This is a genomic window from Mesorhizobium opportunistum WSM2075 (assembly GCF_000176035.2).
In the GTDB taxonomy this organism is placed as follows: Bacteria; Pseudomonadota; Alphaproteobacteria; order Rhizobiales; family Rhizobiaceae; genus Mesorhizobium; species Mesorhizobium opportunistum.
Map to the genome: position 1 here is coordinate 1,101,445 of NC_015675.1, position 22,576 is coordinate 1,124,020.

The following is a 22,576-nucleotide window of genomic DNA, read 5'->3' on the forward strand; positions in this document are numbered from 1 at the left end:
TTTGGCCAAGGACGCGAAATCGGCCAACACGGCAGGCTATACTTTCGTCGATCACAAGTTCGATGTGGTGGTCGTCGGCGCCGGAGGGGCTGGCCTGCGTGCCACGCTCGGCATGGCCGAACAGGGCCTGCGCACGGCGTGCATCACCAAGGTGTTCCCGACCCGCTCGCACACGGTGGCCGCGCAAGGCGGCATTGCCGCTTCGCTCGCCAATATGGGCCCGGACAACTGGCAATGGCATCTTTTCGATACCGTCAAGGGGTCGGACTGGCTGGGCGACATCGACGCGCAGGAGTATATGGTCCAGCAGGCGCCCGCCGCCGTCTACGAGCTCGAGCATTACGGTGTGCCGTTCTCGCGCACCGAAGAGGGCAAGATCTATCAGCGGCCCTTCGGCGGCATGATGATGAATTTCGGCGAAGGCCCGCCCGTGCAGCGCACCTGTGCCGCCGCCGACCGAACCGGCCATGCCATGCTGCACACGCTCTATGGCCAGTCGCTGAAGCACAACGCGCAGTTCTTCATCGAGTATTTCGCGCTCGACCTGATCATGGAGCCGGACGGCACCTGCACCGGCGTCGTCGCCTGGAATCTCGACGACGGCACCATCCACCGGTTCTCGGCCAAGATGGTGGTGCTGGCGACCGGCGGCTATGGGCGCGCCTATTTCTCGGCGACGTCGGCACACACATGCACCGGCGACGGCGGCGGCATGGCGGCCAGGGCCGGCTTCCCGCTGCAGGACATGGAATTCGTGCAGTTCCACCCGACCGGAATCTACGGCGCCGGCTGCCTGATCACCGAAGGCGCGCGCGGCGAGGGCGGCTATCTCGTCAATTCCGAAGGCGAGCGCTTCATGGAGCGCTACGCGCCGTCGGCCAAGGACCTTGCCTCGCGCGACGTGGTGTCGCGCTGCATGACGCTGGAAATCCGCGAAGGCCGCGGCGTCGGTCCGAAGAAGGACCATATCTTCCTGCATCTCGACCATCTCGACCCGGCCGTCCTGCATGAGCGGCTGCCCGGCATTTCGGAATCGGCCAAGATCTTCGCCGGCGTCGATCTGACCAAGGAGCCGATCCCCGTGCTGCCGACGGTGCACTACAATATGGGTGGCGTGCCGACCAACTATTGGGGCGAAGTGCTCAATCCTACCGCTGAAAACCCGGACCGGGTGTCGCCCGGACTGATGGCCGTCGGCGAGGCGGGCTGCGCCTCGGTGCACGGCGCCAACCGGCTGGGCTCGAACTCGCTGATCGATCTGGTCGTGTTCGGCCGCGCGGCGGCGATCCGGGCCGGCCAGGTCATCGACCGCAATTCGGCGATCCCTTCGCCCAACGAAGCCTCTGTCGAAAAGATCATGGACCGCTTCGACCGGCTGCGCCACGCCAACGGCTCGACGCCGACGGCGGTGCTGCGGGAGAAGATGCAGAAGGCGATGCAGGAGGACGCGGCGGTGTTCCGCACTCAGGAATCGCTGGACAATGGCTGCAAGCGCGTCTCGCAGATCTGGGGCGAGCTCAAGGACATAAAAGTGTCCGACCGCTCGATGATCTGGAACTCCGACCTGGTCGAGACGCTTGAGCTGGAAAATTTGATGGCCAATGCCATCACCACGGTCTATGGCGCCGCGGCGCGCAAGGAGAGCCGTGGCGCACACGCCCGCGAGGACTTTTCGGCGCGCGACGACGTGACCTGGCGCAAGCATACGCTGGCGCGGCTCAACGAAGCCGGCGAGGTGACGCTCAGCTATCGGCCGGTGCACACCGAATTGCAGCGCAAGGAAGCCGACGGCGGTATCAACCCGGCCAAGATCGCGCCCAAGGCCAGGGTGTATTGACCATGGCGCTGGTGGCAGCGGGATATTCCGGCACGCCCCTTCCGGCCAAGCTCGGCCTGAAGGACGGTATGACCGCTGCCTTCATCGCGCTGCCGCCAGAACTCGACGACTTGGCTGACGCCGTGGCCTTTGCCGAGGTCGACCGGCTTGCCGAATGGTCCGACATTTCGGGCAGCCATCAAAGATACGACGCCGTCCATGCCTTCACCCGGCAGCGCGCCGAGATCGAGGATCGCCTTTGCGATGTCGAGGCGGCGATCAAGCGCGGCGGCATGGTCTGGGTGTCCTGGCCGAAAAAAGCGTCGAAGGTGCCGACCGACGTCACCGAAGGCGTTGTCCGCACTGAAGCGCTGAAGCTCGACCTTGTCGATGTGAAGGTCGCCGCCGTCAATGAAATCTGGTCCGGGCTGAAGCTCGTCATCCGAAAGGACCTGAGGTAAATGGTCGAACTGACGCTCCCCAAGAACTCGAAGATCCAGCAGGGCAAGACCTGGCCGAAGCCGGAGGGCGCCACCAATCTGCGGGAATACCGCATCTATCGCTGGTCGCCCGACGATGACGAGAATCCGCGCATCGACACCTATTTCGTCGATATGGACGATTGCGGGCCGATGGTGCTCGACGCGCTGCTGTGGATCAAGAACAAGATCGACCCGACGCTGGCCTTGCGCCGCTCCTGCCGCGAAGGCATTTGCGGCTCCTGCGCCATGAACATCGACGGCTCCAACACGCTGGCCTGCACCAAGGGCTGCGACGACATTTCCGGCGCCGTGAAAGTCTATCCGCTGCCGCACATGCAGGTGGTGAAGGACCTGGTGCCCGACCTCACCAATTTCTACGCCCAGCACGCCTCGATCGAGCCGTGGCTGAAGACGGTGTCGCCGGAGCCGGCCAAGGAATGGCTGCAGAGCCATGAGGACCGCGAGAAGCTCGACGGGCTCTACGAATGCATATTGTGCGCCTGCTGCTCGACCTCGTGCCCGAGCTACTGGTGGAACGGCGACCGCTATCTCGGCCCGGCAACCCTGCTGCAGGCCTATCGCTGGCTGATCGACAGCCGCGACGAGGCCACGGGCGAGCGCCTCGACAATCTCGAGGATCCGTTCCGGCTCTATCGCTGCCACACCATCATGAACTGCGCCCAGACCTGCCCCAAGGGGCTGAACCCGGCCAAGGCGATCGCCGAGATCAAGAAGATGATGGTGGAGAGACGGGTCTAGGCAGAGATCAGTTTCGACGAAATTGTCGTCCGTAGCGATCCGTCACACCCCCCTCTGTCCTGCCGGACATCTCCCCCGCAAGGGGGGAGATTGGCCGTCATCTCGACTTTCGCTACTTTCCACCGTTGCAAGAGTGGATGGACAGCGCTGAAGCTGTTGATCTCCCCCCTTGCGGGGGAGATGTCCGGCAGGACAGAGGGGGGTGCTGTCCCTCGACCTCAAAAAGGATACTCATCCAATGAGCGAAGACCTTCCCATCCTTTCCCCCGTCGAAGCCCGGGTGCTCGGCTGCCTGATCGAGAAGAAGGAGCTGACGCCGGATGTCTATCCGCTGACGCTCAATGCAGCACTCGCCGCCGCCAACCAGAAGACGGCGCGCGAACCTGTCATGGCGCTGGAGCAGACAGAGGTGCACCGGGCACTGAAGCTGCTCGAGCAGAAGGGGCTGGTGCGGCAGATGTTCGGCTCGCGCGTGGAGCGCTATGAGCATCAGATGGCGCAGCGCTTCTCGCTGACCACGCCGCAGACCGCCTTGCTCGGCCTGCTCCTGTTGCGCGGGCCGCAGACGGCGCATGAACTCCTGGCGCGGACTGAGCGCATGGCGCGGTTTTCGTCGATCGAGGATCTGCGCGGTGAACTCGACATGCTGATCGGCCGTCGCCCGCCGCTGATCCAGGAAATCCCGCGTGGGCCAGGCCAACGCGAGGACCGCTACGTGCATCTTCTCGCCGGCCCGGTGGACGTTGCAGCCCTTTCGGCGCAGCGGAGCGCGCCGGCCATGCCTGCCTCCGACCTGGAAGCGCGATTGGAAGCACTGGAGCAGGAAGTCGCCGCACTACGCGCCCGGCTTGATGCGCTGGGCGGTTGAGGCTGCCAGAGCGGTTCACCGTTTCACGAAAGCGGCGAACCACTCTAGTTTCTTGTTTTGACGCAATTCCGGACGGAAAACCGTTTCACACTTTTCCTGGAATTGCTCTGATCCCAGGTTGCCGCGCAGGGGCGTCGGCGCCGGTACTGAAAACGCCGGCTCTCAGGCCGGCGTTCGTCATTTCAGGTCACGTCTGCTCAACCGAGCCGGGCGTCGAGCGATACGTTGATGGCGCCGAGCGCCTTCGAGACCGGGCATTCGGCCTTGGCTTTCTCGGCCAATTCCCCAAATTTCGCCGCATCGATGCCCGGCACCTTGCCGACCAGCGTGATGGCGCTGCCGGTGATGCCGGTGCCGGGAACCAACGTCACCACGGCCTTGGCGTCGAGCTCGGCGGCGGGCGTGCCGTTCTCGGCCAGGAAGTGCGAAAGCTGCATGGCGTAGCAGCCGGCGTGGGCCGCCGCGATCAGCTCTTCCGGATTGGTGCCGGATTTACCGCTCTCGTCCTCGAAGCGCGCCTTGAACGAATAGGGCGTGCCCTTGAGCGTCCCGCTCTGCGTGTCGAGCGTGCCTTGGCCCTCTTTCAGATTGCCTTTCCAGACGGCGTTTGCAGTGCGGTCCATGAAGTCCTCCTTGGTTGCGGTGGCCGGTTGTCTTGGCTGGTTGCCTGGGTGAGCCCGGCGTCAGGTCAACTATAGCGCGCGCGGACACGAAGGCCACTGTGCTCTTTGGACATTGCGCGGTGTTGGGCTGCGACGGTTTCGAACTTTTTGAAAAAAGTGCGTGCAAAAATGTCGACTTCCATCCGGCCCGACCGTCCTGCGGGCGGCCACGGGGTTGTGGCCGGATGGAGGTTCACATGGACAATCTGTTTTTCGCACAGTGGAAGAGCCCGGGCCGCAAGGCTCAGCGACGGCAAGACTTGTGGCTGGATCCGCCGGCGTCCGGTTTCGGCAGGCTGCTGGCGGCTATCGCCATCATCGCGGTCGCGGCGTGCTTTCTCGACCATGCGGCGGCAGTCGACAGCAAGGCTGACATGCTCGTCGCGGCGTCCTATGATTCATCCCAGCACGGGAGTTCGAAATGAAATATGTCTGCCTGGTCTATGGTGAGGAGAAGGATCTCCACGCGCTGACCCCGGAGGGGATGGCCAAGCTCGATGCCGATTCGCTGGCCCATGACAGGTCCCTGGATCAAGCGGGCAAGCTGATCATCGCGCAGGCGCTGCAATCGGTGAGGACGTCGAAGTCGGTGCGGCGGCGCGAGGGCAAGCGCCTGATCACCGACGGCCCTTTCGCCGAAACCAAGGAGCAGCTGCTCGGTTTCGTGATGATCGAAGCCGACAGTCTCGAGGAGGCGCTGGACATCGCCGGCGACATTCCGCTGGCTGAACTGGGCACCATCGAGGTGCGCGCGATCTACAATGTGCCGGGATCATAGGCGGGATTGGTTGCCTGCGGCCCAACGGGATAGAGCAGTCCACCGTTTAACGGAAACGGTGAACTGCTCTAACTCTTTGTTTTGACGCAATTCCGGACGGAAAACCGCTTCACACTTTTCCTGGAATTGCTCTAGGTGCCTGGCGGAGCCGCCGAGATTTCTTCGCCGTTGAAGCAAGCCGAGAGTTCTCCTATCGTCGCCGGGATCTTGGGGGAATCCGACATGCCTTTCCTGATTGCCGTTCTTGGCGTGCTCGGAGCAGCGGCGCTCTGGTGGTACCGGATGAAGGCCATGAACGAGGCCGCGCGTGACGTTGCCGATGTGATCGGCCGGGTCCAGGGCTCCGTGCGCCGCAAGAAGCTGCGCAAGCAGGCGGCCCTGTCGCCGCTGACGGCGATCGACGACCCGGTGGTGGCGGCGGCAACGCTCATCACCGCGCTCGTCTCCGAGGATGGACCCGTGCTGCCGCAGCGCGAGGCCGTCATCCGGTCGGTGATCTCGGAAATCGCCGACAAGAAGAAGACCGACGAGGCGGTGATCTACGCCAAATGGGCGGCCTCGCAGATCGACGACACGACGATCGTCATCGACAAACTGGCGCCGTTCCTGCGCGAGCGTCTCGACGTGTCGGAACGCAACGATCTCCTGCAGATGATCAACCGCGCCGCCCAGGGCGGCGAGAAGCGCCTCGAGATCGCCGACCAGCGCATTTTGCGGCTGCGGCAGAAGCTCGGTTTCGAGGTCAACTAGGCTTGACCGCACTCTCTGGCGTGTCCGTCCGTGAGACGGTCAGATCGCTTCGCCCTTCAACAGGCGCGGCGTGCCGGCTGACAGTCCCGACGCCTGGCGGATGAAGAAATCCTTCAGGCGCGGCATGCGTTCGACGAGGCCGAGGCCGATGTCGCGGACGGTGCGCAGCGGGGCGATGTCGTTGGAAAACAGCCGGTTCAGCACATCCGTCGTAATGCCCATCTGCACCGTGTCGAAGCGGCGCCATTGCTGGTAGCGTTCCAGCACGTCGAGCGCGCCGATGTCCTGGCCGAGCCGGTCCGCCTCGACGATCACCTCGGCGAGCGCCGCCACATCCTTGAAGCCGAGATTGAGCCCCTGGCCGGCAATCGGGTGGATGCCGTGGGCTGCGTCGCCGGCAAGCGCGATGCGCGGGGCGACGAAGGCACGTGCGATAGTGAGGCCGAGCGGCCAGGCGCGCGGCTTGTCGGCGACGCGGATTTCGCCGAGCTTCAGGCCGAAGCGCAGTTCGAGTTCGTGCTCGAAGACGAGATCGTCGCCTTCCACGAGCGCCTTGGCATCCTCCGCGCGTTCGACCCAGACGATCGACGAGCGGTTGGTGCCGTCCTCATCGGGTTTCAGCGGCAAGGTGGCAAACGGGCCGGCTGGCAGGAAGTGCTCTTCGGCGCGGCCATTGTGCGGGCGTTCATGCGCCACGGTGCAGACGATGCCCGACTGGCCATAGTCCCACTTCACCGTCTTGATGCCGGCCATGTCGCGCAGCTTCGAATTGACGCCGTCGGCGGCAACCAAAAGCCGTGCCGTCAGCGCGGCACCGTCGGCCAGATGCACCGACATGCCGGCGCTATTGGTTTCGAAGCCTTGCACGGCAACACCTTCGATGATGTCGATGCCGAGCCTTTCGGCCCTGGCCCGCAAGGCGCCGTTCAGGACCTGGTTGGCGACCATATGCGCGAAGGGCTCGCCCGGCGCCACTTCGCCGCCGAAGGTCAGGAAGACCGGGCGCACCGGATCGGTGCTGCGCGAATCGGTGATGATCATTTCGGTGATCGCCTGCGCCTGCGGCGCGATCTCGGCCCAGACGCCGAGCTGGTCGAGCATGCGGCAGGCGGCCGCGGCGATCGCCGAGGCGCGGCCATCCTTTTGCCAGGCGCCGGCGGGCGCGGCATCGACCAGCGCCACGGCAAGGCCCGGGCGGGCCTGCTTCAGCGAGACGGCGGTGGCCAGGCCGACATAGCCGGCACCGGCCACGAGAACATCGAGCCCGGATCTGGTCTTGGCGTCCGCCTTGCGTTCCATGTCTTGGCTCCTTGCGCGTCGACCGGGGCTTGCGCCCTTGACGGCTCGTTCTTCCTGTCGGAAACCGCCATAGCAATTTTGAGGCGAGGTCACAAAACATGACGGCGGCCATGGACGAGCTTCTCGGCATTCTCGACCTCGAGAGGCTGGAACACAATCTGTATCGTGGTCGCAGCCCCCAGGTGGAGTGGCAGCGCGTGTTCGGCGGCCAGACCATCGCCCAGGCCCTCGTGGCGGCGCAGCGTACGGTGGAGCCGGACCGCTTCGTGCATTCGCTGCACGGCTATTTCATGCGGCCCGGCGACATCAAGGTGCCGATCATCTACGAGGTCGACCGCATTCGCGACGGCGGCTCCTTCACCACCCGCCGCGTGCTGGCGATCCAGCACGGACAGGCGATCTTTTCGCTGGAAGCCTCGTTCCAGGTCGACGAGAAGGGGCTCGAACACCAATTCGCGCTGCCCGACGACGTGCCGCCGCCGGAAGGTCTGCAGACGCAGCGTCAGCTGCTCGAAAAAGCCGAGCGCGTGCCGGACGCGGTGCGCCGTTTCTGGGCGCGCGAGCGGCCGCTGGAGCTCAGGCCGGTCAATCTCCAGCACTATGAAAGCCGCGACAAGCTGCCGTCCCGCCAGAATGTCTGGATCCGCCTTGCCGGGCCGGTTCCCGACGACCGCGCGCTGCAGTCGGTGCTGCTCGCCTATCTCTCCGACATGACGTTGCTCGACACCTCGACCTTCGCGCATGGGCGCGGCCTGTTCGATCCCGATATTCAGGCGGCGAGCCTCGACCATTCGATGTGGTTCCACCGGCCGCACGCGCTCGATGGCTGGCTGCTCTATGCGCAGGACAGCCCGTCGAGCTCGGGATCGCGCGGCTTCAGCCGCGGTACGCTCTATGCACGCGACGGCACGCTGATCGCCTCGATGGCCCAGGAAGGCTTGATCCGGCTCAAGCGTTGAGCACCGCGAGTCTTGTTTGAGCAGGATCTCTGGACAAACGAAAACCGTTTGTCCGCGAAAACCGGCTCCGTGTTGCGGTAGCATGCGCAAAGCCGGCGAAATAGGCAATTTCGAAAAATTGCACACTTTTTGTGCATACGCCTTGGCGCGTCTGCGTGCACGTGGCGGCCGACAGCCTCCCAATCCTTTTGTTTACAACGGGTTAATGTTCTGCCTCCGCAATTGGCATGAAGCTTGAATCCTTGTTGGCACTCTCCGGCTCTTTGGGATCGGTGAAGTCGTGCAAACGCGGGTCACCGCAACAGCAAAGGGTGAAACCTTATGAAAATCGTGATGGCAATCATCAAGCCGTTCAAGCTCGACGAGGTACGCGAAGCGCTGACCGCCGTCGGCATCCAGGGCCTGACCGTCACCGAAGTCAAAGGCTACGGGCGTCAGAAGGGGCATACGGAAATCTATCGCGGGGCGGAATACGCGGTCAGTTTCCTGCCGAAGATCAAGATCGAGGTCGCGGTCAGTAGCGACATGGTCGACAAGGCCGTCGAAGCCATCACGGCGGCCGCCAAGACCGGCCAGATCGGCGACGGCAAGATCTTCGTTTTCGGCATCGATCAGGCGGTGCGCATCCGCACCGGCGAAACAGACACCGACGCGCTCTGAGCGGCGAACACGTATTCCAATGGAGAGTTCAATGAATATTTCTTCTACCTTGAAGACGACGGGACGCGCCGCCCTTTTGGGCTCGCTCGCTCTCGCAGCATTGGGCAGCGTCGCCGCCTTCGCGCAGGAAGCGGCTCCGGCCGCGGCGGCGGCCGCGCCAACGCCAGTGCTCGACACCGGCAACACCGCCTGGATGCTGACCTCGACGGCGCTGGTGCTGATGATGACCATCCCCGGCCTGGCGCTGTTCTACGGCGGCATGGTGCGCAAGAAGAACGTGCTTGCCACCGTCATGCAGAGCTTTGCCATCACCTGCCTGGTGACGGTGCTGTGGTTCATGTTCGGCTATTCGCTGGCCTTCTCCGACGGCGGCGGCATGAACAGCTATATCGGCGGCGCCTCGAAATTCTTCCACCACGGGATCACGACCTCGTCGTTGTGGCTGCCGGGGGTCGCGAACATTCCCGAGTTCGTCTTCTCGATGTTCCAGATGACCTTTGCCATCATCACCCCGGCGCTGATTGCCGGCGCCTTCGCCGAGCGCTTCAAATTCTCGGCGCTGCTGATCTTCATGGCGCTCTGGCTGCTCATCGTCTACGTGCCGATCGCGCATTGGGTCTGGGGCGGCGGCTTCCTCGGCTCAGCTGGCGTGCTCGACTTCGCGGGCGGCACGGTCGTCCACATCAATGCCGGTGTCGCGGGCTTGGTCTGCGCGCTGGTCCTGGGCAAGCGCGAAGGCTACGGCACCACCAACATGGCGCCGCACAACCTGGTCTATTCGGTGATCGGCGCCTCGCTGCTGTGGGTCGGCTGGTTCGGCTTCAACGCCGGTTCGGAACTGGCGGCTGACGGCCTTGCCGGTGCGGCCATGCTCAACACCCAGGTTGCCACCGCCGCGGCGGCGCTGGCCTGGATGTTCGCCGAATGGATCGTCGCCAAGAAGCCTTCGGTGCTCGGCATCATCTCGGGTGCCGTCGCCGGCCTCGTCGCGGTGACGCCGGCTTCCGGCTTCGTCAACCCGACCGGCGCCTTCATCGTCGGCATTCTTGCCGGCGTCATCTGCTACATCTCGGCGGTCAAGGTGAAGCACATATTCGGCTATGACGACTCGCTGGACGCCTTCGGCGTGCACGGCGTCGGCGGCGTGGTGGGCGCTCTGCTCACCGGCGTGCTGGCCGATCCTGCGATCAACAGCCTGTCATCGGGCGCTTCGCTCGGCAAGCAGATCTACGGCGTTGCGGTCACCATCGTATGGACAGCCGTCGCCACCTTCGTGATCCTCTACGTGGTCAAGGCACTGGTTGGGCTGCGTCCGACGACCCAGGAAGAGGTCGAGGGCCTCGACATCTCCCAGCATGGCGAAGTGGTGCCATAAGGCCTGCTTGGCCAACGGGACCGGCGGATCCTCCTCCCGCCGGTCCCCTGCCTGTTCCACGCAATCGCGGGCGGCAATGCACTTGCACCCTGGAATTGCTTCGAAGAAAATCCCGTCGTGACACTCCCGAAAGGAGTTCACGCCTTGAGGCCCGGATCGCATCCGGGCCTCTTTTTTGGTGCAGGCATTCTGTCGCTGCCCGGATTCACGAAATCACGTTCGCGTGAACAAGCTTTTCGAGGAAACATTGACCGCCCTGGCCCCGAACTATGGGGACGATCGCCGTTCCGACGATCGTTTTTTTAAACACAGGGAAGGAATTTTCACATGAACTTCAAGAATATCTGCCTCGGGGCACTCGCGCTTTCCATGGTCAGTGGCGTGGCACTTGCCGGTGCTCTCGACGAACCGGACAACATGGCGCCGTTCTTCACCGATTCCAGCATGAAAACCATGAAGCCGATGGAAGAATTCAAGGCCGCCTTCATGGCCATGCCGAAGGAGAAGCAGGACGCCATGATGAAGGAATGCCAGGACGCGGCGATGAGCAAGCCTCATGCCGAGTTCTGCGCCAATGTGAAGGCGCTTGGCGGGGCCAACAAGTAACGCGCTGCCCGATCCCAAAACGAATGGATGGCGGGCCAACGCGCCCGCCATTTTCATGCGGCTGGGTTGGCCGGAAGATTTTCATGCAATGGGAGTGGCTCCACCGGCCTTATAGTTAATGCAGCCTTAACCTTCCCACGGCTAGTCTGGCCTCCGAATCTGCCGGAGTGCGCCATGCGCTCGGGCCAGGCAATCACTGACGGGGAAGAGCATGCGTTCAGGGGCTTCAGCACCGCTCGCGATGGCCGATACGGGGCACGGCATCCAGGCTTTCGCGCGACGCCAGGTCGGCCGGCTTGTCGGCGTCGGCCTGTTCCTGACTGTTGCCTTCGGGATCGCCAGCCTCGCCACCTGGAACGTTGCCGATCCAAGCTTCTCGCACGCGACGAACAACATCGTCACCAACGCCATGGGCTATGCCGGCGCGGTGTTCTCCGACCTTGCCATGCAGTTTTTCGGCCTCGCCGCGGTTGCCGCGCTGGTTCCGGCGGTGATCTGGGGCTACCTCCTGTTTTCGGCGCGCGGTGTCGACAGGCTGCCCAAGCGCGGTCTGTACTGGTTCGGCTTCGCGCTGCTTTGCGCCGCGATCGCCGGCTGCATCGTCCCGCCCAAGACCTGGCCGCTGCCGACCGGCCTCGGCGGCGTGTTCGGCGACATGGTGCTCAAGATTCCCGGTGTCCTCATCGGCGGCTATCCGACCGGGCTGATCGCCAGCGTGCTTGCTGTGCTTTTGGCCGCGCCGGCACTCTGGCTGTTTGCCTACGGCGCGGCGCTGACCGGACGCAAGAACGGCTTCGCCGTCATGGAAGAGCCGGCCGCCGCTGACCCGCGCGAGGACGAGCTTTTGTTCGACAATGATGAGGATGAGGGCGACGAGGGCATATTGGCACTCGGTGCGATCACCCATTGGTGGCTCTCGTTGCGTGCATGGATGCATCGCCGCGCCGTGCGCCGCCAGCGCGAGCGGGACGAGTACGAGCCGGAGATGGAGCCGCGCGCCAGCGCCTGGCGCCGTGCCGCCGAACGGGTCGAATCGGCTGAGTTCGCCGAATCACGCATGAGTCAGGACGGCCGCGCCCGCGTCGAGCCGGAATTCTTCGCCGCCATGGTCAATGACCGCAGCGTTTCCGTCGATCCCGACGATGACGACATCTTCGACCGCGACGACCGGGACATGGATTTCGACGACGAGCCCGTCGCCCCGCGCCGCGCCGCGCCCACGGCCAAGGTGCAGCAGTTCCGTTCCGATGCCGCCACCCGCGTCGAGGCGCCGGCGCCTCGCCCGGCCCCGGGCGCCCGCGTCCAGCGCGAGGCGCAGACATCGATGATCGGCTCGGACACGTTCGAAATGCCGTCGCTGCATTTCCTGTCCGAACCGAAGAACGTCGCGCGAGACCCAAGCCTCTCCAAGGACGCGCTGGAACAGAATGCGCGCCTGCTCGAAGGCGTTCTGGAAGATTTCGGCGTCAAGGGCGAGATCATCGCCGTCCGCCCGGGTCCCGTCGTGACGCTCTACGAGCTCGAACCGGCGCCGGGCATCAAATCGTCGCGCGTTATCGGCCTTTCCGACGACATCGCCCGCTCGATGAGCGCGATCGCCTGCCGCGTCGCCGTGGTGCCTGGCCGCAACGCCATCGGCATCGAACTGCCGAACGCCAAGCGCGAGACGGTGTATCTCCGGGAAATCATGGCCAGCCGTGATTTCGAGACCACCAAGGCCAAGCTGGCGCTGGCGCTGGGCAAGACCATCAATGGCGAGGCGGTCATCGTCGACATCGCCAAGATGCCGCACGTGCTGGTCGCCGGCACCACCGGCTCGGGCAAGTCGGTCGCCATCAACACGATGATCCTGTCGCTGCTCTACCGGCTGACGCCGCAGGAATGCCGGCTGATCATGATCGACCCGAAGATGCTGGAACTCTCCGTCTATGACGGCATCCCGCATCTGCTCACGCCGGTCGTCACCGATCCGAAGAAGGCGGTCGTGGCGCTGAAATGGACCGTGCGCGAGATGGAGGACCGCTACCGCAAGATGTCCAAGGTCGGTGTGCGCAACATCGACGGTTTCAACGCACGCGTCCAACAGGCCGAGAAGAAGGGCGAGAAGATTTCGCGTACGGTGCAGACCGGCTTCGACCGCCAGACGGGCGAGGCGATCTACGAGACCGAGGATCTCGATCTCGAGCCGATGCCCTACATCGTCGTCATCATCGACGAGATGGCCGACCTGATGATGGTCGCCGGCAAGGACATCGAAGGTGCTGTGCAGCGCCTGGCGCAGATGGCGCGTGCCGCCGGCATCCACGTCATCATGGCGACGCAGCGTCCGTCGGTCGACGTCATCACCGGCACCATCAAGGCCAACTTCCCGACCCGCATCTCCTTCCAGGTCACATCCAAGATCGACAGCCGTACCATCCTGGGCGAGCAGGGCGCCGAACAGCTGCTCGGCATGGGCGACATGCTCTACATGGCCGGCGGCGGCCGCATCCAGCGCGTGCACGGCCCCTTCGTCGCCGACGAGGAGGTGGAGAAGATCGTTGCGCATCTGAAGCTGCAAGGCGTGCCCGAATATCTCGACGCCATCACCGAGGATGACGACGAGGAGGATGACGAGCCGTCCGGCAAGGGCGGATCGGGCGGCGGTGGCGGCGGCAATTTCGAGGATTCCGACGACCCCTACGACCAGGCGGTCGCCGTGGTGCTGCGCGATGGCAAGGCGTCGACCAGCTATATCCAGCGCCGTCTCGGCATCGGCTACAACCGCGCCGCCTCGATCATCGAGAAGATGGAAAAGGAAGGCATTGTCGGCCCGGCCAACCATGCGGGAAAACGCGAAATCCTGGTGCCGACCGAAGACGACAAGTTCTGACGATGGGGCGTTCGCGGCAACTTTGAACTTTCTGGCGCGTTCATGGCAGGAGGCAGCGTTCGCCCGGTCAAACTTAAGCCCAACTGGGGGTCCACCACAGCCACCAAATCAGGAATCAGACGAGAGTGACCGATATGAAAAACGATCTTTCAGTGCTCAGCGATCTTGCCCCGACGCGCCGCCAGCTGCTCGGCCTTGGCCTTGCCTTCGCGGGTGCCGCCGCCATCAATTTGGTGCCCGGGTTCCAGCTGCTGGCCTCGGCGCAGGCGGCCGTGCCCGCTGCCGCGCAGAAGATCGCCGACCATTTTTCCGCGGTCAAATCGATGAGTGGCGAATTCGTCCAGTTCGGCCCCAAGGGCGAGCAGACCGGCGGCAAGTTCTTCCTCGAACGGCCGGGCAAGATCCGCTTCAACTATGACGGCTCGTCGAATTTCAAGGTGATTTCCGACGGCAAGTCGGTGGTCATCCTCAACAAGAAAATGAACACGTCCGATCTCTATCCGCTGTCGAAGACGCCGCTGAAACTTTTGCTCGACGACCGCATCGACCTCTCCGGCGACCGCGTCAAAAGCGTCAAGCAAGAGGATGATCTCACCACCATCCAGCTTTCCGACAAGTCGGTGTTCGGCAATGCGCGCATCACCATGATGTTCGATCCGAAGACCTATGATTTGCGCCAGTGGACGATCACCGATGCGCAGGGCAAGGACACCACGGTGATGATCTTCAACACCAAGGAAGGCGTCAGCTTCGCTCCCGACACCTTTGCCATCGACTATACGGCCAACCGCGAGCTGAATACGAAGACAAGGTAGTTTCCGTCGCTGCGGCAAGGTTTTTGGGCGTTAGCGCTGCCCCTCATCTGGCTGCCGCCATCTTCTCCCCGTGAACGGGGAGAAGGACGCTGTCATCGCCGATTTCGCCAGTTGCAAGCGTTGAAAGAAGGCGCTGCGGCCCGGCCAGCTTCTTTCTCTCCGTTTACGGGGAGAAATGCCCGGCAGGGCAATGAGGGGCGGCGCTGAGATTGGCGGTTAGCACCCGCTTGTTTTTATATCGCGCGGCTGGCAGTAGTTCAGGAACCAACTTCATAGGGCACAATGTCCTGTCCGGCCGTCCTAGAGCTGGCGGGGCTTGCTCTGCCCCGGACTGGATTCCCGCGCATGCCCTTTTCCATCGCCACCTGGAACATCAACTCCGTGCGCCTGCGCATGCCGATCGTCGAGCGCTTGCTGGTCGAGCAGGCGCCGGATGTGCTGTGCCTGCAGGAAACCAAGGTTCCCGACGAGCTGTTTCCGGAAAAGGCGTTCCGCAAGCTCGGCTATGAGCACATCGCCTTCCACGGCCAGAAGGGCTACCACGGCGTGGCGACGGTGGCGCGGCGGCCGATCGCGGTGGTCGAGAAGCGCCGCTTTTGCGAGATCGAGGACAGCCGGCATCTGTCGGTGACGGTGCGGGCCGGCGGCAAGACGATCCTGGTGCACAATTTCTACGTCCCGGCGGGCGGCGACGAGCCAGATCCCGTGATCAACAAGAAATTCAAGCACAAGCTCGATTTCGTCGCCGAGATGAACGCCATCCGCGCCGAGCATGACGAGGTCTCGGCTTCGGTCCTGGTCGGCGACCTCAACATCGCGCCGCTCGAACATGATGTCTGGTCGCACAAGCAACTGCTCAACGTGGTCAGCCACACGCCGGTCGAGACCGAGAACTTCGAAGCGATGCGGCTGGCCGGCAATTGGATCGACCTGATGCGGCTCAACGTTCCATCAGAACAGAAACTCTACACCTGGTGGAGCTATCGCGCGCAGGACTGGGAAGCGTCGAACCGGGGCCGGCGGCTCGACCATGTCTGGTCGTCGCCGAACCTGGTGCCAAGCTTCACCGGCTACGAAATCCTGCGCCTGGCGCGCGGGTGGGAACGCCCGTCGGACCACGTGCCGGTGATTGCGCGGTTCGACCTGGACTGATTATCAGGGGCGATCTTCCCACTCCGGCCGCAGCTGCGCCATGACCAGTTCGTCACGATGCACACCCTGGAAAAACGCGCTGCCGTGCGCAATGCCTTCAGCCGTGAAGCCGACAGCCTCATAGGCACGCCGCGCGCGGTGGTTGTCCGGGAAAAGACTGATGCAGAGCCGATAGGCTCGGTTTCGACAAATACCCGGTCGACCGCCGCCGCCAGCAGCATTCTGCCTTGGCCCTGCCCCGGGGTGACGACGGCCATGCGCTTGACCAGTGTCACCCGTTCGGCGGAAGCCCAATCGCGCAGGATCACGAAGCCAATCGGCACGGAACCAGCGATCCCAACGAAATAGGCATGGCTGTCATCGCCAAGTGCTTTGCAATGGCGCGCTTCGTCCCAGCGCCCGACGAATGCGTCGTAGCCCTCGCGCCGTTCGGTCGCCATGATGAAAGGCAGGTCGGTTTCGGTGGCGCGAACAAGCTGGAAATCCACGTGCTTCTCCCGCTCACTCCGAAAAGCGCGGCGCCAGTTTCTCGATGCGGCGGATCATCGCCTGGAATTCCTCGGATATGCGCTCATGCAACTTCACCGCGACTTCCGGATATTCCTCCAGGATGCGGCGGAACATCTTGCGGCTGAGCCGGATCACTTCCGAGTCGATCTCGGCCGACGCGCTGGTCAACCGGTTGGTGTCGGCGATCAACGCCAGTTCGCTGAGCATGGTACCGGGGCCGACCTTGCCGATCGGGATGCGTTCACCGTTCTGTTCGCGATAGAGCACGATGAGGCCGCTGACGACGACATAGGCCGAGTCAGCGACGTCGTCTTCACGGTAAAGCTTGTGGTTGGCCTGCAAAAAGGTGGTTTCGGCGCCGAAGGCGAGTAGGCGCAACTGTTCCTGCGTGAAGCCCTCGAAGAGCCTCACGGCGGACAGGATGCGGATGTCGTCATCCAACGCCATCTCTAGCTGCGTCCCCGAACGGTCAGTCCAATCCCTCCTTCACGAGCAGACCCTGAATCCCCTCCGACAGGATCGTACCCGAAAGCGGTCCCGCCCAGACCGCTCATTGGATAATGAAATGCTTAAGGAACCAGCTTGTAGCCACCGCTTTCTGTCACAAGAATTTCCGCATTGGAAGGATCGCGCTCGATCTTCTGGCGCAACCGGTAGACATGGGTTTCCAGCGTGTGCGTGGTGACGCCGGAATTGTAGCCCCAGACCTCTTCGAGCAGCACGTCGCGTGTCACCACCTTCTGGTCGGCGCGATAGAGATATTTGATGATCGAGGCTTCCTTTTCCGTCAGCCGCACCTTGGCGCCCCGCGGGTCGATGAGCAGCTTCTGGCTGGGCTTGAAGGTGTAGGGACCGACCGAGAAGGTGGCGTCCTCGCTCTGCTCATGCTGGCGCAGCTGCGCGCGGATGCGTGCCAGAAGCACCGCGAAGCGGAACGGCTTCGTCACATAGTCATTGGCGCCGGCCTCGAGACCGAGAATCGTGTCCGAATCGGTGTCGTGGCCGGTCAGCATGATGATGGGCGCCTTGTAGCCGCCCTTGCGCAGGATCTTCACCGCCTCTCGGCCATCCATGTCGGGGAGGCCGACATCCATGATGAGCAGATCGATGAGGCCGCCGCGCGCCGTGTTGACGCCTTTTGCCGCAGTCGATTCCTGCAGCACGTCGAATTCCTCGTAGAGGGACAATTGCTCGACCAGTGTGCCGCGCAGGTCGTCATCGTCGTCGACGATCAGGATGGTGCGTGAAGTCATGGATCAATCCGTTGTTTTGAAAAGTGAATTCAGTTGACCGCTGCGTATTTATGCGGAAGCTGGCCGGCACAACAGCCGATCACAGTGATTTGTTCCGTGGCACGATCATACAAGAAAAAACACGATCGCAATGCAGCCGGCGCAATTTTGGTAAAACGGCTGCGTGTGCTGACCGTGCGGGCGAGGCCCGGGCACCCAACCCAGGGCCTGCTGCAGGCCGGAAACACGGTGTTTGCCTGCGCGCTGGGGCGTGGCGGCATCTCGGCCGACAAGCGTGAGGGCGATGGCGCCACGCCGCTCGGCTCGATGCGGGTGCTGTCAGGCTATTTCCGAGGGGATCAGTTTGCCGGCGCGCGCCGGACCCGGCTGGCGATGACGCCGATCGGGCCCGATCTCGGCTGGTGCGAGGTGCCTGATGACCGCAACTACAATCGTCCGGTCAAGATTCCCTATGGCGCCAGCCACGAGCGCATGCGGCGCGACGACCGGCTCTATGACGCCTGCCTGGTGCTCGACTGGAACATCGCTCCGCGCCGCCGCGGGCGCGGCAGCGCGATCTTCTTCCACCTGGCGCGGCCAGGCTTCACACCGACGCAAGGCTGCGTCGCGGTGACGGCGCGGACCATGGCGCGGCTTTTGCCACTGCTGTCGGACAGGACGGTGGTCAGGGTGGTGAGGTAGGCAGTAGGCAGTAGGCAGTAGGCAGTAGGCAGTAGGCAGTAGGCAGTAGGCAGTAGGCAGTAGGCAGTAGGCAGTAGGCAGTAGGCAGTAGGCAGTAGGCAGTAGGCAGTAGGGTTACGCGTCGATGCCGTCTAATTTCCCTACTCCCTACTCCCTACTCCCTACTCCTTTCGCCTGGGCTGTTGCCAGCCGATGTCGAGAAGGCCCAGCCGGCCCATCTCGCGGTCCATTGCCCGGGCGACGTCCTTGCGGCCGGCGCCGATATCGCGCAGTTGGCGATCGGACAGGTCCTCGACGTTCTGGTGCGGAAGATTGACGGCTACCCTGGCTTGACGCAGCCAGGCACGGATCGCCGCCAGCCGGGCCGGGCGGGCGGCATATGCAGGATGAAAAGCGGTGTGAGACATGATGGCATCCGTTCGTCCGGACATCAAATCCGGTTTGATGGTGTTTCGATGTCCCCATCATGCCCGATTGAAATCTTGGGAGGAAACGAGTAGTTTTTGCTCGATCATCAAGTTTTCTTTGAGGATTGAGAGCGCCATGGACCGCTTCGCCGAGATCCCCCGCTGATGGCGACCCTGCTGCCGGGAACGCGGGCGCTGAGGACGCTGGAGGCGGCGGCCAGGCACCTCAATTTCACCCGTGCCGCCGACGAGCTTGGCCTGACGCCGGCCGCGGTCAGCCATCAGATCAAGGAAATCGAGGATCAGCTCGGCATCGTGCTTTTCACGCGCACCAGCCGCACGATCCGGCTGACGGAGGCCGGCACGGTGCTGTTCGAGGCCGCGACCGATGCGCTCGACCTGCTTGGCCGGGCCGCCATGCGGGCGCGCAAGATAGCGCGTGGGACGGAATTTCTGAAGGTGACGCTGGACGCCCAGTTCGCGACAAAATGGCTGATGCGGCGGGTCGAGGATTTTCGCAAGCAGCGGCCGGGCATCGAGCTCCGGTTCGACATCGCCTACGGGCTGCGCGATTTCGATCTTGACGATGTCGATGTCGGCATCCGTTTCGGCGCCGGCAAATATCCGGGGCTGTGCGCGCACCGCCTGTTCGACAACGTCATCATTCCAGTGTGCAGCCCGGGCCTTTTGGCGTCCGGGCCGCCCTTGCGCGAGCCGCGCGATCTCTTCCATCACACGCTTGCCCATATCGAGTGGGCGCGCCAGGGCGTGACATGGCCAAACTGGCGCATGTGGATGGCGGCGGCCGGCGTCGACGATTTCGACAACAGCCGGACAATCGTCTTCGTCAATTCCTCGGATGCCATCCAGGCGGCGATCGACGGCAACGCCGTCGCGCTCGCCGATTTCGCCATGGTGGCCAACGACCTGTCCGAGGGCCGGCTGGTGCGGCCTTTCGAGCTTGGCATCAAGGTCGCGCCCGAATTCGCCTATTTCCTGGTCTATCCCCAAGCCATGGCCGACGACCCGCGCATCGTCGCCTTTCGCGACTGGATCCTGGAGGAAGTGGCCAGGACGCGCACGACGGACAGGGCATAGGCCGTCAATTCCCGCTCACGACCGGGCGTTGTGGCCGAAGATCATGCGGGTGTATTTCTTCCACTTCCATTTCAGTTTCTTGTAGAGAAGCGGATGCGGTTTGCCGGCAACGGAGGTGTGGAAAGCTCCGTTTTCGCTGCCTTGCTCGACGATCGGGCGTTCGAACCACAGCATTTCAACACCCAATTCCTCATCCATCTGTTCGGCCAGATGGTCGATCACCGTGGATATCTTGTTGCGGGCGATCCAGGCGCAACGCGCTTCGGCGGCCGGGCGGGTGATGAGGTAGGAATCCGCGCATCTGGCATGCAGCGCGGGGTAGAGCCTTTGACCCTTCCGCAATTTCCAGCTCGGCGTGTAGTAGTTGCTGCCATTGCCGAGATAGATGACGGCCTTGCGGTCGGGGCTGCCGAGTTCGGCCAGTCCCTGGCGGAACTTGGCGACAAAGTCGCGAGCGAGGAAAACGTCGTCCTCGAACACCAGGCAATAGGGCAGGTCGGTTTCGAGGAAATCGCGCCAGATGCCGACATGCTTCAGCGCCAGCGAGACGGCAGGCGGGTGGACAAAGCCGGGAGCGACCAGTTCGGCGCGGATCTCCGGGGTGACGTCTGGGCGGTCCCATTCGGTGTAGAAGTAGACCGGCACGCCGCGCCGCTCGAACTCGCGCACGATGTGCCGGCGCCGGTCGTCATAGCCTTGCTTGACGTGACAGACGCGGGTGAACACCAGGTCGCGCGGAAATCCGGACTCATCCGCCATCGTCAACCCGTCGTCTCAGCTTGCCACGGCGCCGAACCAGCCGATCACCGCACCGATGATCAGCAAGACACCCAGCCAATGGCCGCCGTCGATGAGGGTCAGGTCCCAGCCGAAATTCTCGTAGCGATGGTTGACCGAAAGCGTCGTGGCGACGAAACCCAGCCAAAGCACGAAGCCGAAGACAAGGCCGGCAAGCCATGTCGGCTCACCACCGGTCATCGCGCCGACGACCAGGGCCATGATGGTGGCCATGACCAGTTCGGCGATGAAGCTGACGACGAAGGGCAGCGGTGATTTCTTAATCGTCGCCGGATCGAGCTTGGCGGCTTTGAGCCACGGCTTGCTCAACGTCATGTACCAGGCCGCGCCGAACAACCAGGCAACGATAGCGGCGGCGATCACCGCCAGCCAGTTCACTGCTGAAAAATCCATGAGCTTCCCCCTCCAGAGCGTTTCACCGTTTCATGGAAACGGCGAACCGCTCCAACTCTTTATTTTGACGCAATTCCAGACGGAAAACCGCTCACACTTTTCCTGGAATTGCTCCAGATACAAATTCATGGAAACGCCTGTTCGGCGACGGCGTCAAGCAGTCGCCAGACAGTCGTGCGCTTTACCTCGGCATCCTCGAGCGCCCGCGTCACCGGGACTTCGTAGACGCCAAGCGGCTCCAGCCCCGATCGCGGCAGATAGGAGCGGCCGGGATCGCCGACCAGGATATCGGCACCGCGCCGTTTGAGAACCGAGAACCAAGGCATCAGCCGGTCGGCGAAAGGCTTGTCGTAGAAGACGTCGCCGGCGAGGATCACGTCCCAGCCCGCATCGGTGCCGACACAGTCCGTGCCGAGGAATTGGACCTGGACATTATTGGCCCCGCTGTTGAGACGGATCGCGGTGGCGCAGAACGGATCGACGTCGGCGGCCATCACCTTCGCGGCGCCCGCTTTGGCGGCGGCGATGGCGACGAGGCCGGAGCCCGAGGCAAAATCGAGCACGCGCTTGCCCCGCACGGTACCGGGATTGTCAATGACATGGCGGGCGAGGCCCTGGCCGCCGGCCCAGGCAAATGCCCAGAAGGGCGGCGGCAGGCCGATCTCGACCAGTTCGTCCTCGGTCCGCTGCCAGAGATCGTGCGCTTCGTCGGCGAGGTGCAGAAGAATCTCCGGCACATGCGGCGGCGCCATCAGTGCCGTATTGTCGAGGATGAATTTTTGCGCGCTGTTTGGCGTGAGTACCGTCACGGAGCGGGCGTCAGGCCGCCCATGCGGCAGACTTCCTTCCATTCGGCCGGGGTCACCGGCTGCACGGAAAGCCGTCCGAGCCGCACCAGCGCCATGTCGGCGAGTTTTGGGTTGGCCTTCACCTCCTCGAGCGTCGGCGGGTTCGGCATGTCCCTGACCGCACGGATGTCGACGCATTCCCAGCGCGGGTCGTCGGTCGTGCTGTCGGGATGGGCGAGCGCGCAGACTTCGGCGATGCCGACCACGTTCAGCCCTTCGTTGGAATGGTAGAAGAAGCCGAGATCGCCGATCTGCATGGCCTTCATATTGTTGCGGGCGGCATAGTTGCGCACGCCGTCCCATTGCGTGCCGGCCTTGCCCTTGGCCTTCAACGCCTCGAAGGAGAAGACCGAGGGTTCGGATTTGAACAGCCAGTAGTTCATTCTTTTTGCTCCTCCTTGCGCACCAGCGAGCAGGATTAACTAACCGCAGGCTTGTTGAAGGTCCAGTTCCACTGGCGGATTTCGACGCTTTCGAACAGCCCGGCCTTGGCGTAGGGATCGGCTGCCGACAAAGCCTGCGCTCCCGCCAAATCCGGCGCCTCGACGACGACGAGGCTGCCATTGGGCTTGCCGTCGGCATCGAGGAACGGGCCGGCAAAGGCCAGCTTTTTTTCAGCATTCAATCCTTCGAGAAAAGCGACATGCTCGGGCCGCGTGTCGAGGCGCACCTGCAGGCTTCCCGGTCTGTCCTTGCAAACAAAAGCAAACAGCATGGTCTTCTCCCTTGTCGTCA

The 22,576-nt window shown here is 63.4% G+C and carries 27 protein-coding genes; 16 read left to right on the forward strand and 11 right to left on the reverse strand.

The window, feature by feature from the left end:
• Position 1 precedes the first annotated feature (1 nt).
• The 4 genes from sdhA to MESOP_RS05245 all read left to right on the forward strand — a co-directional run bounded on the left by sdhA (position 2) and on the right by MESOP_RS05245 (position 3,925).
• Positions 2-1,837, forward strand: a complete 1,836-nt coding sequence (gene sdhA / locus MESOP_RS05230; RefSeq protein ID WP_013892282.1) for a succinate dehydrogenase flavoprotein subunit — start codon at positions 2-4, stop codon at positions 1,835-1,837.
• Positions 1,838-1,839: 2 nt separating this feature from the next.
• A complete protein-coding gene (locus tag MESOP_RS05235; RefSeq protein WP_013892283.1) occupies positions 1,840-2,277 on the forward strand; it encodes a DUF3052 family protein in 438 nt (145 codons plus the stop codon).
• Entirely contained in the window at positions 2,278-3,057 is a 780-nt protein-coding gene (locus tag MESOP_RS05240; RefSeq protein WP_013892284.1) for a succinate dehydrogenase iron-sulfur subunit, read from the forward strand.
• Between the two features lie 238 nt (positions 3,058-3,295).
• Entirely contained in the window at positions 3,296-3,925 is a 630-nt protein-coding gene (locus MESOP_RS05245; RefSeq protein WP_013892285.1) for a YceH family protein, read from the forward strand.
• 197 nt (positions 3,926-4,122) lie between these two features.
• Here MESOP_RS05245 and MESOP_RS05250 read toward each other — a convergent pair whose 3' ends face one another.
• Positions 4,123-4,548, reverse strand: a complete 426-nt coding sequence (locus MESOP_RS05250; RefSeq protein WP_013892286.1) for an OsmC family protein — start codon at positions 4,546-4,548, stop codon at positions 4,123-4,125.
• Positions 4,549-4,784: 236 nt separating this feature from the next.
• Between MESOP_RS05250 and MESOP_RS05255 the strand changes: the two genes are divergently transcribed.
• The 3 genes from MESOP_RS05255 (at position 4,785) to MESOP_RS05265 (ending at position 6,115) form a co-directional block, all read left to right on the forward strand.
• A complete protein-coding gene (locus tag MESOP_RS05255) occupies positions 4,785-5,012 on the forward strand; it encodes a hypothetical protein (RefSeq protein WP_013892287.1) in 228 nt (75 codons plus the stop codon).
• Positions 5,009-5,365 (forward strand): YciI family protein, encoded by a 357-nt coding sequence (locus tag MESOP_RS05260; RefSeq protein ID WP_013892288.1) that lies wholly within the window; start codon positions 5,009-5,011, stop codon positions 5,363-5,365. The genes MESOP_RS05255 and MESOP_RS05260 overlap by 4 nt, the downstream gene beginning before the upstream one ends.
• A gap of 222 nt (positions 5,366-5,587) precedes the next feature.
• Positions 5,588-6,115: a hypothetical protein gene (locus tag MESOP_RS05265; protein WP_013892289.1), complete on the forward strand. Its 528-nt coding sequence runs from the start codon at positions 5,588-5,590 to the stop codon at positions 6,113-6,115.
• Between the two features lie 39 nt (positions 6,116-6,154).
• On the opposite strand, the gene MESOP_RS05270 is transcribed toward MESOP_RS05265, so the two are convergent.
• On the reverse strand, positions 6,155-7,414 hold the full coding sequence (locus MESOP_RS05270) for a ubiquinone biosynthesis hydroxylase (protein ID WP_013892290.1): 1,260 nt from the start codon (positions 7,412-7,414) through the stop codon (positions 6,155-6,157).
• Between the two features lie 98 nt (positions 7,415-7,512).
• Between MESOP_RS05270 and tesB the strand changes: the two genes are divergently transcribed.
• The 7 genes from tesB (at position 7,513) to MESOP_RS05305 (ending at position 15,853) form a co-directional block, all read left to right on the forward strand.
• Positions 7,513-8,373, forward strand: a complete 861-nt coding sequence (gene tesB / locus MESOP_RS05275) for an acyl-CoA thioesterase II (protein WP_013892291.1) — start codon at positions 7,513-7,515, stop codon at positions 8,371-8,373.
• Positions 8,374-8,694: 321 nt separating this feature from the next.
• The gene (locus MESOP_RS05280) at positions 8,695-9,033 is read left to right on the forward strand and encodes a P-II family nitrogen regulator (protein WP_013892292.1); all 339 of its coding nucleotides are present in this window, start codon (positions 8,695-8,697) and stop codon (positions 9,031-9,033) included.
• A 49-nt stretch (positions 9,034-9,082) separates the two neighbouring features.
• On the forward strand, positions 9,083-10,408 hold the full coding sequence (locus tag MESOP_RS05285; RefSeq protein ID WP_412033935.1) for an ammonium transporter: 1,326 nt from the start codon (positions 9,083-9,085) through the stop codon (positions 10,406-10,408).
• A 327-nt stretch (positions 10,409-10,735) separates the two neighbouring features.
• Positions 10,736-11,014: a hypothetical protein gene (locus tag MESOP_RS05290; RefSeq protein WP_013892294.1), complete on the forward strand. Its 279-nt coding sequence runs from the start codon at positions 10,736-10,738 to the stop codon at positions 11,012-11,014.
• A 211-nt stretch (positions 11,015-11,225) separates the two neighbouring features.
• Entirely contained in the window at positions 11,226-13,886 is a 2,661-nt protein-coding gene (locus MESOP_RS05295) for a DNA translocase FtsK (protein ID WP_013892295.1), read from the forward strand.
• 134 nt (positions 13,887-14,020) lie between these two features.
• A complete protein-coding gene (locus MESOP_RS05300) occupies positions 14,021-14,701 on the forward strand; it encodes an outer-membrane lipoprotein carrier protein LolA (RefSeq protein ID WP_013892296.1) in 681 nt (226 codons plus the stop codon).
• Positions 14,702-15,046: 345 nt separating this feature from the next.
• On the forward strand, positions 15,047-15,853 hold the full coding sequence (locus tag MESOP_RS05305) for an exodeoxyribonuclease III (RefSeq protein WP_041164004.1): 807 nt from the start codon (positions 15,047-15,049) through the stop codon (positions 15,851-15,853).
• Here MESOP_RS05305 and MESOP_RS33340 read toward each other — a convergent pair.
• From MESOP_RS33340 to MESOP_RS05320, 3 genes are all read right to left on the reverse strand, one after another.
• Entirely contained in the window at positions 15,772-16,341 is a 570-nt protein-coding gene (locus tag MESOP_RS33340; protein ID WP_013892298.1) for a GNAT family protein, read from the reverse strand. The two genes, MESOP_RS05305 and MESOP_RS33340, sit on opposite strands and share 82 nt — an antisense overlap.
• A gap of 13 nt (positions 16,342-16,354) precedes the next feature.
• Positions 16,355-16,810 (reverse strand): cyclic nucleotide-binding domain-containing protein, encoded by a 456-nt coding sequence (locus tag MESOP_RS05315; RefSeq protein ID WP_013892299.1) that lies wholly within the window; start codon positions 16,808-16,810, stop codon positions 16,355-16,357.
• Between the two features lie 122 nt (positions 16,811-16,932).
• Complete coding sequence (locus MESOP_RS05320) at positions 16,933-17,616, reverse strand: response regulator transcription factor (RefSeq protein ID WP_013892300.1); 684 nt, start codon at positions 17,614-17,616, stop codon at positions 16,933-16,935.
• A 144-nt stretch (positions 17,617-17,760) separates the two neighbouring features.
• On the opposite strand from MESOP_RS05320, the gene MESOP_RS05325 reads away from it, so the two are divergent.
• A complete protein-coding gene (locus tag MESOP_RS05325; RefSeq protein WP_412033934.1) occupies positions 17,761-18,297 on the forward strand; it encodes a L,D-transpeptidase family protein in 537 nt (178 codons plus the stop codon).
• Between the two features lie 161 nt (positions 18,298-18,458).
• Here the strand turns inward: MESOP_RS05325 and MESOP_RS05330 are convergent, their stop codons facing one another.
• Positions 18,459-18,704 (reverse strand): hypothetical protein, encoded by a 246-nt coding sequence (locus MESOP_RS05330; RefSeq protein WP_013892302.1) that lies wholly within the window; start codon positions 18,702-18,704, stop codon positions 18,459-18,461.
• A gap of 165 nt (positions 18,705-18,869) precedes the next feature.
• Between MESOP_RS05330 and gcvA the strand changes: the two genes are divergently transcribed.
• A complete protein-coding gene (gene gcvA / locus MESOP_RS05335; RefSeq protein WP_013892303.1) occupies positions 18,870-19,802 on the forward strand; it encodes a transcriptional regulator GcvA in 933 nt (310 codons plus the stop codon).
• Between the two features lie 15 nt (positions 19,803-19,817).
• Here gcvA and MESOP_RS05340 read toward each other — a convergent pair whose 3' ends face one another.
• The 5 genes from MESOP_RS05340 to MESOP_RS05360 form a co-directional block, all read right to left on the reverse strand.
• Positions 19,818-20,561, reverse strand: a complete 744-nt coding sequence (locus MESOP_RS05340) for a glycosyltransferase family 25 protein (RefSeq protein WP_013892304.1) — start codon at positions 20,559-20,561, stop codon at positions 19,818-19,820.
• A 15-nt stretch (positions 20,562-20,576) separates the two neighbouring features.
• Positions 20,577-20,993, reverse strand: coding sequence for a DUF1761 domain-containing protein (locus MESOP_RS05345; protein WP_013892305.1), 417 nt, complete (start codon positions 20,991-20,993; stop codon positions 20,577-20,579).
• A 125-nt stretch (positions 20,994-21,118) separates the two neighbouring features.
• Entirely contained in the window at positions 21,119-21,844 is a 726-nt protein-coding gene (locus MESOP_RS05350) for a class I SAM-dependent methyltransferase (protein WP_174324773.1), read from the reverse strand.
• Positions 21,799-22,224, reverse strand: coding sequence for an EVE domain-containing protein (locus MESOP_RS05355; RefSeq protein WP_013892308.1), 426 nt, complete (start codon positions 22,222-22,224; stop codon positions 21,799-21,801). The genes MESOP_RS05350 and MESOP_RS05355 overlap by 46 nt, the downstream gene beginning before the upstream one ends.
• A gap of 35 nt (positions 22,225-22,259) precedes the next feature.
• Positions 22,260-22,556: a YciI-like protein gene (locus MESOP_RS05360; RefSeq protein WP_013892309.1), complete on the reverse strand. Its 297-nt coding sequence runs from the start codon at positions 22,554-22,556 to the stop codon at positions 22,260-22,262.
• Positions 22,557-22,576 lie beyond the last annotated feature (20 nt).

Excerpts from the sequence above, each read along its gene's own strand:
- MESOP_RS05345 (WP_013892305.1), bottom strand. The coding sequence starts at position 20,993 with ATGGATTTTTCAGCAGTGAACTGGCTGGCGGTGATCGCCGCCGCTATC.
- MESOP_RS05355 (WP_013892308.1), bottom strand. The coding sequence starts at position 22,224 with ATGAACTACTGGCTGTTCAAATCCGAACCCTCGGTCTTCTCCTTCGAG.
- MESOP_RS05240 (WP_013892284.1), top strand. The coding sequence starts at position 2,278 with ATGGTCGAACTGACGCTCCCCAAGAACTCGAAGATCCAGCAGGGCAAG.
- gcvA (WP_013892303.1), top strand. The coding sequence starts at position 18,870 with ATGGCGACCCTGCTGCCGGGAACGCGGGCGCTGAGGACGCTGGAGGCG.
- MESOP_RS05260 (WP_013892288.1), top strand. The coding sequence starts at position 5,009 with ATGAAATATGTCTGCCTGGTCTATGGTGAGGAGAAGGATCTCCACGCG.
- MESOP_RS05290 (WP_013892294.1), top strand. The coding sequence starts at position 10,736 with ATGAACTTCAAGAATATCTGCCTCGGGGCACTCGCGCTTTCCATGGTC.
- MESOP_RS05235 (WP_013892283.1), top strand. The coding sequence starts at position 1,840 with ATGGCGCTGGTGGCAGCGGGATATTCCGGCACGCCCCTTCCGGCCAAG.
- MESOP_RS05305 (WP_041164004.1), top strand. The coding sequence starts at position 15,047 with ATGCCCTTTTCCATCGCCACCTGGAACATCAACTCCGTGCGCCTGCGC.
- MESOP_RS05315 (WP_013892299.1), bottom strand. The coding sequence starts at position 16,810 with ATGGCGTTGGATGACGACATCCGCATCCTGTCCGCCGTGAGGCTCTTC.
- MESOP_RS05340 (WP_013892304.1), bottom strand. The coding sequence starts at position 20,561 with ATGGCGGATGAGTCCGGATTTCCGCGCGACCTGGTGTTCACCCGCGTC.
- MESOP_RS05360 (WP_013892309.1), bottom strand. The coding sequence starts at position 22,556 with ATGCTGTTTGCTTTTGTTTGCAAGGACAGACCGGGAAGCCTGCAGGTG.
- MESOP_RS05255 (WP_013892287.1), top strand. The coding sequence starts at position 4,785 with ATGGACAATCTGTTTTTCGCACAGTGGAAGAGCCCGGGCCGCAAGGCT.
- tesB (WP_013892291.1), top strand. The coding sequence starts at position 7,513 with ATGACGGCGGCCATGGACGAGCTTCTCGGCATTCTCGACCTCGAGAGG.
- MESOP_RS05300 (WP_013892296.1), top strand. The coding sequence starts at position 14,021 with ATGAAAAACGATCTTTCAGTGCTCAGCGATCTTGCCCCGACGCGCCGC.
- MESOP_RS05295 (WP_013892295.1), top strand. The coding sequence starts at position 11,226 with ATGCGTTCAGGGGCTTCAGCACCGCTCGCGATGGCCGATACGGGGCAC.
- MESOP_RS05265 (WP_013892289.1), top strand. The coding sequence starts at position 5,588 with ATGCCTTTCCTGATTGCCGTTCTTGGCGTGCTCGGAGCAGCGGCGCTC.
- MESOP_RS05270 (WP_013892290.1), bottom strand. The coding sequence starts at position 7,414 with ATGGAACGCAAGGCGGACGCCAAGACCAGATCCGGGCTCGATGTTCTC.
- MESOP_RS05280 (WP_013892292.1), top strand. The coding sequence starts at position 8,695 with ATGAAAATCGTGATGGCAATCATCAAGCCGTTCAAGCTCGACGAGGTA.
- MESOP_RS05320 (WP_013892300.1), bottom strand. The coding sequence starts at position 17,616 with ATGACTTCACGCACCATCCTGATCGTCGACGACGATGACGACCTGCGC.
- MESOP_RS05350 (WP_174324773.1), bottom strand. The coding sequence starts at position 21,844 with ATGGAAGGAAGTCTGCCGCATGGGCGGCCTGACGCCCGCTCCGTGACG.
- MESOP_RS05330 (WP_013892302.1), bottom strand. The coding sequence starts at position 18,704 with ATGTCTCACACCGCTTTTCATCCTGCATATGCCGCCCGCCCGGCCCGG.
- MESOP_RS05245 (WP_013892285.1), top strand. The coding sequence starts at position 3,296 with ATGAGCGAAGACCTTCCCATCCTTTCCCCCGTCGAAGCCCGGGTGCTC.
- MESOP_RS05250 (WP_013892286.1), bottom strand. The coding sequence starts at position 4,548 with ATGGACCGCACTGCAAACGCCGTCTGGAAAGGCAATCTGAAAGAGGGC.